Source organism: Reyranella sp., assembly GCF_004297405.1.
In the GTDB taxonomy this organism is placed as follows: domain Bacteria; phylum Pseudomonadota; class Alphaproteobacteria; order Reyranellales; family Reyranellaceae; genus Reyranella.
In genome coordinates this window covers 296,628-312,468 of sequence record NZ_SCVC01000012.1, presented here as the reverse complement: position 1 = coordinate 312,468, position 15,841 = coordinate 296,628, and the positions used below count along the sequence as shown (strand labels likewise).

The window sequence follows — 15,841 nt, the reverse complement described above, 5'->3', positions numbered from 1 at the left end:
CACAAATGACCGTCTCGGAGACACAGCCCCCAGTCCCCTCGTCCAGCGAGCCGCTGCGCGCGAAAAGTGGATGGATCATAGCTCTCGGCGTCGTTTATCTGGTTGCGGGGATCGTCGCTCTATCGAGCGTAGCCTTCGCCACGGCCGTTACGGTGTTCCTGGTTGGCATCATGATGATCGTCGCCGGCGTGGCAGAGGTCCTCAACGCGTTCCAGCTCAAGTCGTGGGGGAAGTTCCTGCTCTGGATGTTGCTCGGCGCGCTCTACATCGTAGCTGGCATCCTGACCCTGGAGAATCCGCTTCTCACCGCCAAGCTACTCACTCTGATGCTCGGCGCATTTCTGGTGGCCTCTGGCATCGCCAAGATCATCCTCGCCTTCAGCATGAAGGCTGGATCGCCCTGGGTCGTTGTCGTGCTGGCCGGCGTGGTCACCCTGCTCGTCGGCTTGGTGATCGTGGCGCAGTGGCCGGTCGGTGGCATCTACATTCTCGGTATCTTCCTCGCCATTGATCTCATCTTCACTGGAGTTGGCTGGATTTCCATCGGCTTGGGCTTGAAGTCTCGTTCTTGACGAAACGCTCTCATCCAAAGGAGGCGGCGATGAATAGTGGATCACTGACGACAATTTCGTTTTGCCTGCTCGGCATGGCCCTCGCACCCGCTGCGCTGGCGCAGGCACCCAAGAGCGCCGTCGACGTGACAGCCACTACGGGCGCGCCCGAGTTCCGTGATCCCAAGTCCGGAATGGTCTGGACGCCGGAGAATGTCGGCCAGGGCGGCAAGCCGATCCTCCCCGAAGATCACGCCTTCGATCCGACCAGCCAGACCGCGCCGGCACAGGGAGTCGTGCAGAGGGTGACCCCCAGGCCGGTCGGCTCCGTGCCGATCACAGCCGGACCGACGGTGCCGATCGTCAACATGGAGAACCCCACACTCCGAGCCGTGCCTGGGCAGCGCTGGCAGGTCGTCCTTTACCTGAACAACAACAGCAGCAATCCGGTTGAGCCTGTCGTCGAATGCCGCTTCACCAACGGCGGCAATCTGGTGACCGACACGCGCGCCATGGCGTCACAGATCGGACCTGGCGTTCGCGCCGGGATTGCGGTCATGGGGCCAAGGGTCAACTACTTCGTCGACAGGGCTTCGTGTCAGGTGGCGTCACCATAGCGACGCGCGCGCTGAGGCACATAGGCGCCGTCCTGCTCGGGGCGGATGGAAGAGTTTCTGAGCTCAGATCACGATCGCTCACTTTTCGTCCGCGATATGTACGGCCGTCCAATTGAGCGGCGGTTCGAGGGCCAGCGCATTGATGCGCTTGCTCATCATCTCGTAGTAACCCTGCTCCCAGTCAATCGCTGCCGCGGCAGCACGGCAGGCATCGATCGTCTCCAGCGCTTCGGTGAATCTGCCGGCACGATACAGGTGCAGGAACGCCGCCTGTCGGTCCACCAGGGCCCGATAGCCGGCTGACTGCGCGAGGCCAGCATCTCCCAGCAAAGCAAAGATGCACTCGGGCTCTGTCCTGCCCTTCACCATCACGCGGTCGAGTTCGAGTGTGGCGTACTCCCCTACCTGCGCCTGAGTCTTTCCCCCGATGATGATACCGACCGCATAGGCCTTGCATTGGCTTTCGAGGCGCGATGCCAGGTTCACGTCGTCACCGAGGCATGAATAAGTGAAGCGCTGCGCTGAACCGAAGTTGCCGACGGATGCGAGCCCGGTATTCAGGCCGATGCCGATATTGACCGCAATGTGCTTTCTCCCTTCCGCCAGGGACTCGGCTCGCCACTCGTCGTTCAATTCTCTCAGGCGTGCCCGCATAGCCAAAGCCGCATCGCACGCGTGCGCGGCGTGATCGGGTACCGGCAATGGTGCGTTCCAGAATGCCATGATCGCGTCACCCATATACTTGTCGATGGTGCCGCGCCGACCCAGGATCAGGTCGGTCATGGGCGTCAGGAAGCGGTTCATGAAGCGTGTCAGCCCATGCGGGTCGAACTGCTCTGAAATCGTCGTAAAGCCACGCACGTCGGTGAACATCACGGTAATCTCGCGTTGCTCACCACCGAGCTGCAGGAGCCGTGGATTGCGAGCAAGCTGCTCGACGATGTCCGGCGACAGGTAGAGGCCGAAGGCGTTGCGAATCTCGGCTCGCTCTCGCTCTGTGCGCATGAAGGCGGTCGCCGAGCCAGCAATGTAGATCGCCGCCAGCGTCACCGGCGGATAGAGGGGATCGAACAGCAGGTGATACCGGGTAAAGGCGAACCACGGTACGACGATGCCGATGGCGATGAAGAGTGTGGCGACGAGTGCCATCCGGCTGGCGCTGAGCCGCGGCAACAACCAGACGAACAGCAGACCGATGGCGAAGAGATAGAGAAACTCCGCACCATCGGCGAAATCGGGCCGTGCCAGGAATTTCTGCTCGATCATTTGCTCGGCGAGTTGGGCATGCACTTCGACCCCCGGCACTGCGTCCTGCACCGGCGTGTTGCGCAGATCCTTCAGCCCGATGGCGCTGGTGCCCACGAACACCACGTTGCCTTCGATTCGGTCCGCCGGAACCTCCCCCGCCAGCACCGACCGGGCGGAGACGAAACGCGCATTCTGATGGCCGGTGTCGTACAGCGTCACGCGACCACGCGCATCGGTCGGCACCTCCAGATTGCCGGTCTTGATGGCGACGATGCCGGTCCGCTCGCCGAAGGCGAACTCGCCGCTCGCACCCGACGACTTGATCACATAGGAGTTCGCCTCCTGCACGACCCGCAGCGCTTCGATCGACAATGCGGGAAACAGCCCCTCCTGTCCGACGACGCGGAACAGCATCGGGACCCGACGCACCACCACGCTTTCGACGTCTGTGTTCACGCTGCCGTTGCCCTTGGCGGCCGCCTCCAGGATATCGAGCGGCTTCACCACCCCGGCCTGGAGCGGCAGGAATTGGCTGGGATCGTCGCCGGCAAAGGCGACCCCGTGGAACTTGCGCGGCGGGCGCTGACCGCCCTTGAGGTCGAAGCCGAAGCCCAGCACCACCCGCGACTGCGCCATGGCGTCGGCCATCACTTGGTCGTTGTCCTGCAGTGCCGCTGCCAGCTTCTGCACGGTTTCGGGATCGGTATAGGCTACGAGGTCGCGGACCATTCGACGGATCGACGAGCGGTCCGGCTCGGCGAACACCGCATCGAAGGCAATCACCGCCGCGCCCATTTCCGTGAGCTTGTCGATCAGACGAGCCACGATGGTGCGCGGCCATGGCCACTGGCCGAATTCGGCGAGCGCCGCCTCGTCGATGTCGACAATGCGCACCGGCGTTTCGGTCGAATAGGCGCGCGGCTGCATGCGCTGGTAGGTGTCGAAGGCGAAATCGCGCACACGCACCAGCGCTGCCGGATCGATGCTGCGCAGCAGTAGCGCGCTTGCCAGCACGATCAGGGCGACAATCAGCGGCGCGCGCGATGTGTCGAGACGGCCGAGCAGCAGCCTCATGCTCGACTGAAAGCGGCTTTACGATCCTGCCGACCGTGCCGCCGGATCCGAACGTGCAGGCATAGACCGTACAGGCGATGCGTCACGGCCTCTGTCCGGCGAAAGTACCACCGGCCTTGTAGCCCGGCCCGCTGACACCGAAGCTGCCCGCCTGGCCCTTGGCCGGATCGGTCGGCGAAGCGAAGAACGCGCCACCCACCGAACCGGTGCGCCCTGCCCCTGAAATCGCGCCGGTGAACTGCACGGTCCCGGCGGTCAGCGCCGTAGTGCCATTGTAGGTCGCGCCGTCGAAGTTGCCGATCGTGACGCTGCCGGTCTGAGAGCCGAAGTTCCAGGCATTGGTGTAAGTCCCGGCCGCGACATAGCTCTGCGCGCCGTTGCGAACATTACCGAAGGCGTGACCGCTATAGGTCGCACTGCCCGTGTTGGGCAGCTGGACCTGCGGCGTCAGCGTCCCGGCGACGAAGCTCGCGAAATTGAGACGATCGCGGCCGCCAGGATTATAGACGCTGTTAGCATTGTAGCGGATGTCGCCACCCCACACCCCCCAGCTCAAGAAGTCGCACGAGCAGGGCGTCACGCCGGACGCAGCAAAGAAGCTGGCGAGCGAAGCGGTACCTGACGATACGGCAACCGTCCGCGACTGTACGTCCATACCGCCGGAGGTGCTGCTCCCCTTGGTCACGGAGGTGGTGCTGGTCAGGACGTCCGCGGGCCGATCCGCGGTTGCCCAGTTCTTGTCGTCGATGAAGGCGCTGGTCGCGTAGGCGGCGCCGGAGGTGCCCCCCAGACGAAACGACGCCGAAGTGCCGGTATCCCAGTTGTTCACGTTGAACGTCGCCGAAGCCCGATTGGCCGCGGGATCGGTCTTGATGATCACCTTGCCGGGCCCCGTCGCGGTGGAGCCGAGCTGGCGAGTCGTGATGTTGCCGGCGCTGTCGCGCCCTTCGACCAAACCGCCGACAAAGCCGTTCATGGTGCGGTCGGTACGTGTTCCAGGCTGCGTCGGGTAGTCGGGTGAATCGACCCGCAGCGCACCGTTGATCGAATAGTAGGACGAGCCGTTCAGGTTGTTGTAGGGCTGGTCAAACGAAGCCTGTGGCGTCCGCACCGTCGTCGCACCAGTGATGGTGCTGCCATTATCGGTATAGGTCGTGGTCAACCCGTCCGGCGTCAGGACCATCGCCGACGAGTCCGTGCCGTAGATCGAATTCGATGTGCCGGTACTGAAGGTCGAGGCTGCCGATGTCAGGCGGCCGATCGGCTGGTTGGCTGCCAGGCGGTAGGTGCCGCTGTAGCGGCCCGCCAGGGCGACCGACGAGGTCTCGGTATCGCGGAAATACTGGCCGATGAAAACGCCCATGTAGGATTTCTGGTTCGCCCCTTGCCCGGCGACCGAAACCGTCGCCTGCAGGGCAACGGCGCGCTGCGCATTGGGCACCGGGTCGCCGACACCCAGGCCGGCATTGGGCGAGAAGGCAGACTTCAGGGTAGAGACCATCGCATTGCCGGCGAGATCGGCATTGAGCCCAATCGCACCGTTGACGAACGGAACAGTGCCGAGGCTGCTCAGGTTGAGCAGGATATGCTCGGCGAAGCCCGTCTTGGGAAACTGCGCGAAGGTAGTCGGCGTGCCGGCAACGATGCCGAGTGGACGGTTGCTCGAATCGAACAACAGATAGGCGAAAAACTCGCTGCGTGGGCTGACCAGACCAATACCGGCTAGCGTACCGAAGGTCGGGTCGTTGACCATCACCGGGAAGGCGATGTTGGTCGGCTGCCACGGCAGGGTGACGCTGCGACCGTCGTCCAGGGTCAGCGTAACCTGACCGTTGGCGATGGAGCTCGGCGACCGCAGGGCGGCGTTGTTCTGCGGGTTCGGTGCAGCCGCCAGCGTCTGGTTGTTGAACGAACTGACGATGTACGGCTCCTCGCGGAAAAACCGGCCATGCGACACCAGGACGGTGGTCGGTGGTGTCGGCGACGGGCCCGGCCCCGCGGAGGCTGGGCGTGTCTCCCTGATCGCCTGTTGCTGCTGTTGCGAATCGGTGGCGTTGCTCAGCGCATTCGCCGTGCGCTCCGTGAGATTGTCCGGACCGCGCCCCAGGGTGGGCAGCGAGCGCTGGCCATTCGTCGAGCCTGGTGACTGCGCTGAGTTCTGCTGGCTGAGGCCCGAGGTCTGCACGCGCTGTTCTGCAGCGGCCACAGCATTTGCCGGAGTGCCGACGGCCGGGGCACTGCCCTGCTGCGTCCCTCCGCGGCCCTCGAGTTGTGCTAACTGGCCGTTCAGCGCCCCCGGCGGCACCAGGATCGGCCGGCCCGGAAGCGCGCCCAAGCTGGTTGTGACTTGCGAACCCGGTCGGGTGACCGTCTCGGTGCGACCGGCGGCGCTCACCGTCATGTTGGTACCGAACACGAAGGTCGAGATCGTGCGCACTGCCTCGGCATCGACCAGGGTGATGCCGCCGCGAATGCCAATGGTGCTGGACGGCGTGGTGATGGTGATCGGATTGGTCTTGCTGATGCGGCCGCCGACCAGACGGAACACGCCCTTGCTGGCGCTGATCGCCAGGTCACCGGTCTTGCTGTTGGGATCGTAGACAAACCTGTCGATGGTCAGTTGGGCGTTCGGCCCGACCGTGAGCGACGTGCCGTCGAGGAACATCAGATGGGCACGGTCGTTGGCGCGCGTGGTGATCAGCTCATTTGCCTGCACGTCGATGCCGATGCGCAGTATGCGCTCGTTGGCGCTGGGTGGCTTGCCCAGGGGATCGCCGTCGGTCGCCGAGGTCACGCCGACCCGGGCCTCGGCTGTCCCGACAGCCAACAGCGTGACGGACGTCGTCCCGAGCAGCGCTGCGCGCAGAAGGGAAAGGCCGGAAGCGGTCAGTCTGGTCATGGTCATCTCCCTGGGCTCTCCCAAGACCGGCGCTAGAAACGCCAGCTCACGCCGAACAGGACGCTGTTGTCCGTAAACGCATAATTGGGCAGCGACGAGGCGCGGTTGAAACGGCCGGCTGAGACGCTGAAGGTGGTGCGCTCGTCGAATGGCACGGTCAACACCAGGTTGATGATCGTGTCGCTCTGGGTGCGGATCGTGCTGGGATCTATTATCGGGTCGGCGGCGTCATAGGTCCACCATTGCTGGTTGACCGACAGGTTGATGCCCCACGCCATCTGCGACCTGAACAACGGATCGGCGAAGCGGAAGGCCAGCCCACCGCCGACGCCCCACAGAGTATAGTTGAGCCACGTTGTCTGCTGCGTCTGATAGCGCTGTGCGTTGCCGATGGCATAGACCGCCAGCAGATCGTTGATCTGGTACTGGAAGGTCGTGCTGCCCGAGAGCTGCAGGCCGGTATACTGGCTATTGGCCGGCAGATAGCTGGTGTCCGGGTAGTTCTGCTGACGCCACACGAACACCGAGGTATTGCGCACCCGATCGCTGAGCAGCACCCCCGTCTCCAGCCCGGCGCCGTAGCTGCCGTAGTACGGCGTGTCGTTCACCCAGATGTAGCCCAGGGTGGCGAACGGCTTGATCGAGACATCCTCGAACAGGCCCTGCAGGATCTGGAAGCGCGGCCCGGTGGTGAAGTCGAGCAGGCTGACATTGGCCGTCTGCAGGGTGAACTGCCGGTTGGCGTAGCCGGTGAACTGGCTTTCGATGGTCGCTCGATCCTGGGTACCGAGATCGTAGGCGTGGCGCAGTTGGATCGAGCCGACGGCGCCCCAGTCGCCGGTGCCGACAGCCGCCTGATTGAGGTTGGCGACCTGGCCAAACAACCGCACCGAGGAGGTCGGCGGACCGAGATTGGCGTTGGATTGATAGCGTGTCCCCAGGAAGAACTCGCCCGAGAAACGCGACCGGCTTTGCCGCTTCTGGATCTCGGCCATGAACTGCTCGGCGCGGCTGCGCACATCGGGCGGCAAGGCGGACGACTGCAGCGCCGTCTCGAGGTAGGTCCGAGCGACCTCGTAGGAACCCAACCGATAGTAGAGAACGCCAAGTTCCAGCCGCACGCGAGGCAGATCGGGATTGATCAGCAGCATGCGCTCGAGCGCCGAAATCGCGCCCTCCAGGTCGCCATTCTGGCTGGCCAGCGTCGCGAACGTGAAAAGTGCGTCGAGATCGGCCGGCTTTCTGACCATCTCCTCGAAGGCCGCATCGTACCGCTGCTGCAGGTCACCGGCACTGCCGGCTCCCTGACCGGTGGTCTGGGCCCGAGGAGCATTCAACGGCAACAAGCAGACGACAAGGCCGCAAAGCAGGCTACCGACCAGGCCAGCGACAGCGCGACGCAAGCCCCTCCCGCCGAGGCGTGACACGAGGGGCAACAGACCATGGAAGCTCGTCTGACGGTCGGGCCCAGTGGCCCCAGTTTCCCGGCATCCCCCAATCATCCCCACCCTATCCAGTCTAGGCAGTCCCCCTGAACACAATACGCAGCGTATTCATTCACCACTAGCACGAAGCGTGATATTTTCGGCACCAAGGTCCCATCGCGTCCCTCAACTATGGGTGATGCCGGATGCACTTCGTGTGAAGTCACCCAGCGACATCGTCCCGTGCGGAGCGGGACATCCAAGCGCTACCCCCACAGGAGGCACCTAATGACCGCTCCGCGCCCGTCCAAGACGCATATCGGCAACCATGCCCTGAAGCCCGAGACCCTGATGCTCAGCTATGGCTTCGATCCGGTCCTGTCGGAGGGCGCGGTAAAGCCGCCCGTCTTCCTCACCTCCACCTTCGTATTCGGCTCGGCCGAGGAAGGCCGCGACTTCTTCGACTACGCCTCGGGCCGCAAGCAGCCGCCAAAGGGTAGTGCGGCAGGGCTGGTCTATTCCCGCTTCAACCACCCCAACAGCGAGATCGTCGAGGACAGGCTCGCCGTCTATGAGGGCGCTGAATCCTGCGTGCTGTTTTCATCCGGCATGTCGGCGATCTCCACGACGATCCTCGCCTTCGCCCGTCCCGGCGATGTCATCCTGCATTCCCAGCCGCTCTATGGTGGAACCGAGACGCTGCTCTCGCGCACGATGGCAGGTTTCGGCATCGCCGCCGTCGGCTTCGTCGATGGCGTCGATGAGTCCGCCGTCCGCGCGGCCGTGCAAGAGGCGCGTGGCAAAGGGCGGATATCGGTCATCATGACCGAGACGCCGGCCAATCCGACCAACACGCTCGTCGACATCAAGCTGCTGCGGAAAATCGCCGACGAGATCGGGGTCGCTCAAGGCTTCCAGCCTGTCCTGGTGTGCGACAACACCTTGCTCGGCCCGGTGTTCCAGCGCCCCCTCGCCCACGGCGCCGACGTCTCGGTCTACTCGCTGACCAAGTACGTTGGCGGCCACTCCGACCTCATCGCCGGCGCCACTTTGGGCTCGAAGGCGACCATCGGGCCGATCAAGGCGCTGCGCGGCAGCCTGGGCACGCAGCTCGATCCGCACTCCTGCTGGATGCTGGGCCGCTCGCTCGAGACGCTCGGGCTGCGGATGGAGCGCGCGAACTCCAACGCCAGGCTCGTTGCCGAATATCTCCGCGACCATCCCAAGGTCGGCAAAGTCCACTACCTGGAGTTCTTGGAAGAAGGCTCGGCCGCACAGGCGGTCTTTGCCCGGCAGTGTACCGGTGCGGGCTCTACCTTTTCATTCGACATCAAGGGCGGAGAGAAAGAGGCCTTCGCCTTCCTCAACGCACTCCAGATCTTCAAGCTGGCCGTCAGCCTCGGCGGCACCGAGTCACTCGCCAGTCACCCCGCCGCCATGACCCACTCCGGTGTCCCGGCCGAGGTGCGCGACCGCATCGGCGTTCTGGACACGACGATACGTCTGTCGGTCGGCATCGAACATCCCGACGACCTGATTGCCGATCTCACACAGGCATTGGCAGGAACCACCATGAGGTAAGACGTCCCAGAAGTTACCAAGCCGCCACCAACACCTCTCGCAACAGGTCCCTCTCCTTCACGAACTCCTGCTTCGGGTCGGCATTGAAGTTCTTCAGTGAGGGTTCGAGGATCGCATCGACGCTGGATTGAGGCACGTCGAGCGACCCGAGGGTGGCTGGCATGCCGATCGAGGCGAACACCTTCTCGAGCTGATCGGCCGCGCGGAACGGCGCGTCGGCAACCGGGTCGCCCTCCTTCCAGACGCCGAGCGCTTTGGCGATCGCGCACATCTCCTGCGGGTCGCGGTTGCCCAGTCGGCGCATGACCGTCGGCGTCAGCGCGCAATGCGCCGCGCCCTGCGAGACATGGCCGTGGAGATTGAACAGGCTGGACGCGAAGGCATAGACGACGCGGCTCACCCAATGCCGGACCGGCGCGCCACCATCGTCGACCTCGCGGTTCTGCAGGAAGGTCGCGAGGCAGAGATCGTTGCGCGCGGCGACGTCGCGCGGATCGTTGAGACGCGGCAGCGCCCGGCTCATCAGCTCGAACGCCTGCCGCCGGGCGAAGTCAGCCAACGGCGCAGCCTGCGTGTACCCCATGTTCATGATCGCGCGCCAATAGATCGCGCCGCCGCTGGCGCAAACCATCGAGGTCGGCGCCGTCAGCAGCGCGTCATTGTCCCAGTACAGCGCCACCGGCCGCGTCTTGGGATCGAAGAATTCCATGCGGCGGCCGAGGCTCTCCGACTTCACCGCCGAGCCGGCGCGGTTCTGCGCCGAGGAGCCCACGGTGAGGACGTTGATGATCGGCAGCTTGGGCGCCATCAGCTTGGGGCTGATCGCGGGCCGTCCCGGCGGATACTGCGTGATCAGTTGCTCAACTGGCTCCTTCTCGGCCAGCAAGACGGCGACCACGCGCGTGCCCTGGAGCACGCTGCCGGCACCGACGGCGATCAGGAGATCGGCCCCCGCCGCCCGCGCCTTGTCGGCCGCGGCGACCACGTCCTCGATGGGTGAGTCCTTACCCATCTCGTCGTAGAGGCCGGCGAACCGTTCGCCGAGCAGATCGCGGATGTGTGCCACGAGCGGCGTGTTGCGCGATACCGAGCGACCGCAGACGACGAAAGCGCGTTTGGCGCGGTGCCGGCCGACTTCGGCAGGCAGGCTCTCCAGCGCATCCTGCCCGCTATAGACGCGGACGGGATAGCTGACGACGCGAAAATCCAGGGAGGACGCTACAGGGTTATTCATGATGGTCTTTCAGTGACGAGGGCTCCACTATTGGATGCGACTTGCGCGGCGTCCACTGATTGGGCGACGAGGCTTTCGAGGAGTGAGGTCTGCATGCGCCGCTATAGCAAGGCACATCGCCTGTGCAGAATTTACTTTCCAGCCCTTGGACCACTCGTTACCGTTCAGTACTAGGTCAGGAAACGCCTGAAGGCCGCCGGTTTGCAGTTACTCCATCAACACGAGGACGAATCGCTGTTCCTCGTCAAGGCGCCGAGCCCTTAGGCTTTCATGCCATCCCCTCTCGGATTTCTCATTCTTTCGCATGCTGCGCCGGACCAGCTCGCGCGCCTGGTGGCCACGCTTAACCGCCTATACGACCATCCCGCCATCGCCATTCATCATGACTTCTCCCAGACGACCGTTGATACCGCCTGGTTCTCGGACAATGTCGGCTTTGTAGAGCCCAGCATCAAAACCAAATGGTCGGACGTCGCCTGCATCTATGCCGTGCTGGCAGCCTTGAAACTGCTCTACCAGCGCAGTTCACCAGAATGGTTCACGCTTCTGAGCGCCGCAGATTACCCCGTGATGTCGAGCGACGACGTCATATCTGAGTTGCGGCAAGGCCCCTTCGATCTCTATCTCGATCACCAGCTCGCGGAACTGAATCCAACGCCGATCGAGAATCCGGCACATAGCTGCATGGGCACCCATCCGGTGGAATGGCGGCGTATGGTATACGACCGCTACATCTCGAAAGAGTTCCGCTACCCCTCCCTCACCAAGCGCCTGACTTACACGCACCGCCAGATCATCATCCGCAACAGGTTGCTCCTCAGCCCCTTCCAGCCCTTCTCGCCGACTTGGAAATGCTACGCAGGCGATTTCTGGTTTACGGGGAACGGCAAGGTCGCGGACATACTGATGACGGCAGCAAAGGACCACCACAGGACGTTCGAGCACTTCAAGGGGCGACTGTGTCCCGAGGAGGCCGTGCATCACACGATCCTCGCCAACCAACCCGGGCTTAGAATCTGCAAGGACAACAAGCGGTACACGAACTGGCTGGGCCAAGTCTCTCATCCTCGCACGATAGAGATGGAGGACCTCGGGCCAATTCGTAAGCTTCGATCGCATTTCGCCCGCAAGTTCTCACCTGATGGATCGGCCAGTGTCATCGCCGAGATCGATCGCATGCTGGGACTGAAATGACCGGGCAGCGAATCCTTGTCGTCGGCGCCGGTTTTGCGGGGGCGACTTACGCCCGAAATCTTGCCGAAGCCGGCCACTCCGTCACCATCTTGGATAAGCGCGACCATATCGGCGGTAATGCCTACGATTTCGTCGATCAAAGTGGCACGCGCATACATCGTTACGGTCCGCACCTCTTCCACACCAACAACGAGGAGGTCGTCCATTGGCTCGCTCGCTGGGGTGACTGGGTGCGGTACGATCACCGCGTGCGAGCGCTGTTGCCCTCGGGCCTTACCGCGCCCTTGCCGATCAATCGCCGCACGCTGGAGATCGTCTTCGGTGTCCATCTCGCGGATGCTGAGGCGGCACAGGCCCTCTTGGCACGCGTCTCGACCGAGATCGAGCACCCAGCCCATGCAGCCGACTATTTGCACAGCCGAATCGGCAAAGAGCTGACTGACCTGTTCTTTCGTCCTTACACGAAGAAGATGTGGGCACTCGATCTGGAGGAACTCGACGCCGACGTTGTGAAGCGATTGCCGCTCCGTTTCGACGATGAAGATCGATACTTCCCCCAGGACCGCTTCCAGCTCATGCCGCGCCATGGCTACACAGCCATATTCGAGCGGATCCTCGACCACGCGAACATCAAGGTCGAGCTTGGCCAGGCTTTCTGCCGCGGTATGGGGCGAGACTACGAGGCCGCTTTCTTGAGTGTGCCAATCGACGAATACTACTCAGGGTGTTTCGGCCCCTTGCCCTATCGTTCCATCCGGTTCGAACACGCGACAAAGGTGAAGCAGCCGGAGATGAGTTGGGCCGTAACCAACTTCACGGACAGCGGACTTTGGACCCGGGAAACGGCATGGCACATGCTGCCTCATCACGACAATGGACTGGCCAGCGGTACCCATACTCGCGAAGAGGCTTGCGACTACACTGACAATGATTTCGAGCGATACTACCCGGTCCGCACCAGCGATGGCCGTTTCCAAAAGATCTACGAGCAGTACGCCAAGCTTGCTGACGAGACTCCGCAGATCACTTTCATCGGCCGCTGCGGCCTGTACCAGTATCTGGACATGCACCAGGTCATCAACCAATCGCTACTGGGCGTTCGACGGTGGCTCAGAAGGCACGGCTGATTGCGGCCACCCGGACTATCCTTTGAAAGGCCAGCATGGCGACGTCCCCTGGTTCATCGCTCTCAAGGTGATAAAAGCCAGGTAGGTGAAACCCACCACGAAAATCGGAAACAGCGGCATCTGATAGATGTTGAAGCGGACGCCAACGTTGGGAATCACCCAAAGTCCGACAAAGAACAAAAGTTCGAGCGGATAGATCCTTGACGTCATCCGACGGCGAAAAATCGCAACGACAGCCGGCATCAACATCAACATGTCGTAGTTGACCAGGTATGGCGTCAGCAGAAGCGTGCCCGCGGCAAGGACAGCCGTCCGCTCGTTGCTGTGCGAATAGCGCCTAAAGGCGAACCAAACCATTCCGATGCCGGCGAGCGCCCCTGCAATATGGAGCGCCCCCGCGACGTCCGGGGCAACGCCAAGAATGCGTGCGGCAGCCAGGATCGTCGTCATGTAGATCGATACATCCCTGAACATCATGTTCACGATCTCGGGTGACGACGCTTCCCGTGTCATCTCGAAGAAGCGGAGCCAGAAATCAAAGCCGAAGACCAATAGACTGATCAGAGACAGTCCCAGTGCAGTACCGATCGTGTAGGCGAGCGCCTTCCAGTGCCGGCCGGCGACCAAGGCCACTGGAATGAGAATCCAGAGCTGGGGCTTGTATGACAGGATACCCAACAGGATACCGGCGGCCGCCGGAGAGCGCGTCAGCAGGCCCATGCCACCATAGAAAAGGCCGACCGTCAGGAAGGCATTCTGCCCCGAGATCATCGTCCAGAGCGCGGCCGGAGAAGTGATCACGGCCAACCATCCGTAGATATCCGAGCGCCCGACCAGGACGAACGAAATGGCGGCTGTCGTGGCCATGAACGCGCCATACGCAGCCGCAACTCCGAGAAGCGCCACTGGCAATATCAGGAGGAGCCAGACCGGAGGATAGAGGAAAGGTCGAAATCCGACGGGCGATGGAAACCGGTCGATGTAGATCCGATTCTCGTAAGCAACGAACGCCGAGAAATCATAGATGATCGAGAGGTTTCCCTCAAAGAACGCGCGCGCCGCGGCGTGAAACACGAGAAAATCCGGGAACAGAACCCAACGCTGCGGGCCGATCAGAGGCCCCCCGGACAAGAAGAGAGTGATGGTCAGTACATCATAGATGCCGACGACGGCGCAAAAGGCCGCGGCGACGCCCAGCAGCAGCTTTGCCGAACACGCTGTCCGGCCCGAATAGATTGCATTGGCGACTACGGCAGCCTGCTTCATCCAACGCCGCATCGGCGGGCCGATCTGCATGTATCAGGAGCCTGCGTTCCAGCGCGGCTGGCGTCGCCCGCGGTAGAGCCCGGCCAGGTAGGCGAAATGCAAGGGGATAGTCCTCGGGAGATTGTCTCTGTTCAGTACGTACTGACGATAGACCCTCCAGTTGGCCCTCAGAATGGCGGGCAAACGGCCGCCGATAGCCCGGTAGAAGTAGTTCAGGTTATACGCAGCCATCCGGACATAGTCGGCGCCTACATCAGTGCGGCAGCCGCCACTTGGATCCTGGAAATGCACCAATGCGGCTCGGCCAGCATAGTAGATCGTGCCGCCATGCTTTCTGATTCGATAGCAGAACTCGGCATCCTCACCGATGGCGTTGGCCACGAAGTGCTCGTCAAAGCAACCGACCAGAACGGCGGCCGACTTGCGTACGGATAGATTGCAGCCAACAGCCCAACTGCACGGCGAGAAGTCGAAATCGACATTCAGCAGCAGGCGGTCGTCGATCAGCAGCTTCTCGTACTCTTCCTCGGAAATCTCGTCCCGGCTCTTCAATGGCTCTCCCGGGAGAGGCGAAGGACCGGTTACGACCCAGACCTTCTCGTCAGCATAGGGGGCAATATGGGCGGCGAGGAATCCGTCCCCCGTTTCCACGTCGTCGTCGATGAAAACGACGATTTCGCCCTTGGCGACTGCCAAGCCTTCATTGCGCGCGCGCGGCAAGCTCTTGTAGCTAGCGCGTCTGTAGACGATGCGCGAACTCACGCTCTCGAGATATCGATTAGTGGCCTCTTCATGTTGCACGGTCTGATCGATCACGATCAGTTCGAAGGGGGCGTAGTCTTCGCGGCTGAGCAGCACTTCGATCGTTCGACAAAGCATCGCCTCGCGATTGAGTGTTGCAATGACGACCGACACCATTGGTCGCTCAGCCAACTCGATCTCCGACACTATCCGCTCCCCATCACAGAGGGCGGCGCGCGATGGTTATGAGATCGTAGGCCCTCTCCTGCGGGTAGCCAATCCAACCCAGCAGGCGATCGACGAACTGGTGCTTCCATCCATAAGCAGTGATCGAGCGGCCAGGCGTATCGCGCTTGGAACGTACGGGCTCATGAGATTCGAAACGGTTCACGACCATCTCAAGTCCGGCGTCATCGAGCAACGCCTGCATTCCATCCGGAAAGACACGCCAACAATCAATAGGCGCCTCATGATAGGGCCAACTCACCGGGTTGACCGTCACAATGTAGCCCCCAGGTCGAACGACGCGCGACAACTCCCGCATCCATACCCACGGTTTGCGGACGTGCTCCAGAACATTCGCGGCAACGACCGCATCGTAGCTCGCCTCGGGAACCGGGTACTCGTATTCGCTCTTTGCAACGATCTGCAATTGAGGATCTGGCTCCAGTCCCAAGACGTCCCACGCGATACCGGGTCGATGGGAAATATCCTGCAGGGTGGTCGGAAACTTGTCCGGCCCGATCTCCAGAACCCTCATTCCAGGATGAAATAGAGGCGTTGCATACTTTTCGTAGAGTATCCTGCAGTTCGGATGCATTTTTATACTATAGCGAAGCGAAGGTATGGATCAAAGAATTTGCGCACTGCCGGACTTATTCTCCC

The 15,841-nt window shown here is 62.3% G+C and carries 12 protein-coding genes; 5 read left to right on the top strand and 7 right to left on the bottom strand.

Features of this window, described 5'->3' with window-relative positions:
* The first annotated feature begins 5 nt into the window (after nucleotides 1-5).
* The gene (locus EPO50_RS11275) at nucleotides 6-572 is read left to right on the top strand and encodes an HdeD family acid-resistance protein (protein ID WP_296343969.1); all 567 of its coding nucleotides are present in this window, start codon (nucleotides 6-8) and stop codon (nucleotides 570-572) included.
* Between the two features lie 29 nt (nucleotides 573-601).
* Nucleotides 602-1,168, top strand: coding sequence for a hypothetical protein (locus tag EPO50_RS11270; RefSeq protein WP_296343967.1), 567 nt, complete (start codon nucleotides 602-604; stop codon nucleotides 1,166-1,168).
* Between the two features lie 78 nt (nucleotides 1,169-1,246).
* Here EPO50_RS11270 and EPO50_RS11265 read toward each other — a convergent pair whose 3' ends face one another.
* The 3 genes from EPO50_RS11265 to EPO50_RS11255 form a co-directional block, all read right to left on the bottom strand.
* Nucleotides 1,247-3,490 carry a CHASE2 domain-containing protein gene (locus EPO50_RS11265; RefSeq protein WP_296343965.1) on the bottom strand — a complete coding sequence of 748 codons (2,244 nt, stop codon included), beginning with the start codon at nucleotides 3,488-3,490 and terminating at the stop codon, nucleotides 1,247-1,249.
* 82 nt (nucleotides 3,491-3,572) lie between these two features.
* Complete coding sequence (locus tag EPO50_RS11260; protein ID WP_296343963.1) at nucleotides 3,573-6,389, bottom strand: FecR domain-containing protein; 2,817 nt, start codon at nucleotides 6,387-6,389, stop codon at nucleotides 3,573-3,575.
* A gap of 32 nt (nucleotides 6,390-6,421) precedes the next feature.
* Complete coding sequence (locus EPO50_RS11255) at nucleotides 6,422-7,792, bottom strand: tetratricopeptide repeat protein (RefSeq protein WP_296343960.1); 1,371 nt, start codon at nucleotides 7,790-7,792, stop codon at nucleotides 6,422-6,424.
* 309 nt (nucleotides 7,793-8,101) lie between these two features.
* Here EPO50_RS11255 and EPO50_RS11250 point away from each other — a divergent pair, with 309 nt between their 5' ends.
* Nucleotides 8,102-9,394, top strand: coding sequence for a cystathionine gamma-synthase family protein (locus tag EPO50_RS11250; RefSeq protein WP_296343958.1), 1,293 nt, complete (start codon nucleotides 8,102-8,104; stop codon nucleotides 9,392-9,394).
* 13 nt (nucleotides 9,395-9,407) lie between these two features.
* On the opposite strand, the gene EPO50_RS11245 is transcribed toward EPO50_RS11250, so the two are convergent.
* A complete protein-coding gene (locus EPO50_RS11245) occupies nucleotides 9,408-10,628 on the bottom strand; it encodes an iron-containing alcohol dehydrogenase family protein (RefSeq protein ID WP_296343956.1) in 1,221 nt (406 codons plus the stop codon).
* Nucleotides 10,629-10,898: 270 nt separating this feature from the next.
* Between EPO50_RS11245 and EPO50_RS11240 the strand changes: the two genes are divergently transcribed.
* Complete coding sequence (locus EPO50_RS11240) at nucleotides 10,899-11,822, top strand: hypothetical protein (RefSeq protein ID WP_296343954.1); 924 nt, start codon at nucleotides 10,899-10,901, stop codon at nucleotides 11,820-11,822.
* Nucleotides 11,819-12,949, top strand: a complete 1,131-nt coding sequence (locus EPO50_RS11235) for an FAD-dependent oxidoreductase (protein WP_296343952.1) — start codon at nucleotides 11,819-11,821, stop codon at nucleotides 12,947-12,949. Before EPO50_RS11240 ends, EPO50_RS11235 begins: the two co-directional genes overlap by 4 nt.
* A gap of 15 nt (nucleotides 12,950-12,964) precedes the next feature.
* Here EPO50_RS11235 and EPO50_RS11230 read toward each other — a convergent pair whose 3' ends face one another.
* Genes EPO50_RS11230 through EPO50_RS11220 form a run of 3 tightly spaced genes read right to left on the bottom strand, consistent with a single transcriptional unit; the run spans nucleotide 12,965 to nucleotide 15,776 of the window.
* Nucleotides 12,965-14,245: a glycosyltransferase family 87 protein gene (locus EPO50_RS11230; RefSeq protein WP_296343950.1), complete on the bottom strand. Its 1,281-nt coding sequence runs from the start codon at nucleotides 14,243-14,245 to the stop codon at nucleotides 12,965-12,967.
* A 3-nt stretch (nucleotides 14,246-14,248) separates the two neighbouring features.
* Nucleotides 14,249-15,163 (bottom strand): glycosyltransferase family 2 protein, encoded by a 915-nt coding sequence (locus EPO50_RS11225; protein WP_296343948.1) that lies wholly within the window; start codon nucleotides 15,161-15,163, stop codon nucleotides 14,249-14,251.
* Nucleotides 15,164-15,176: 13 nt separating this feature from the next.
* Nucleotides 15,177-15,776 carry a methyltransferase domain-containing protein gene (locus EPO50_RS11220; RefSeq protein ID WP_296343946.1) on the bottom strand — a complete coding sequence of 200 codons (600 nt, stop codon included), beginning with the start codon at nucleotides 15,774-15,776 and terminating at the stop codon, nucleotides 15,177-15,179.
* Nucleotides 15,777-15,841 lie beyond the last annotated feature (65 nt).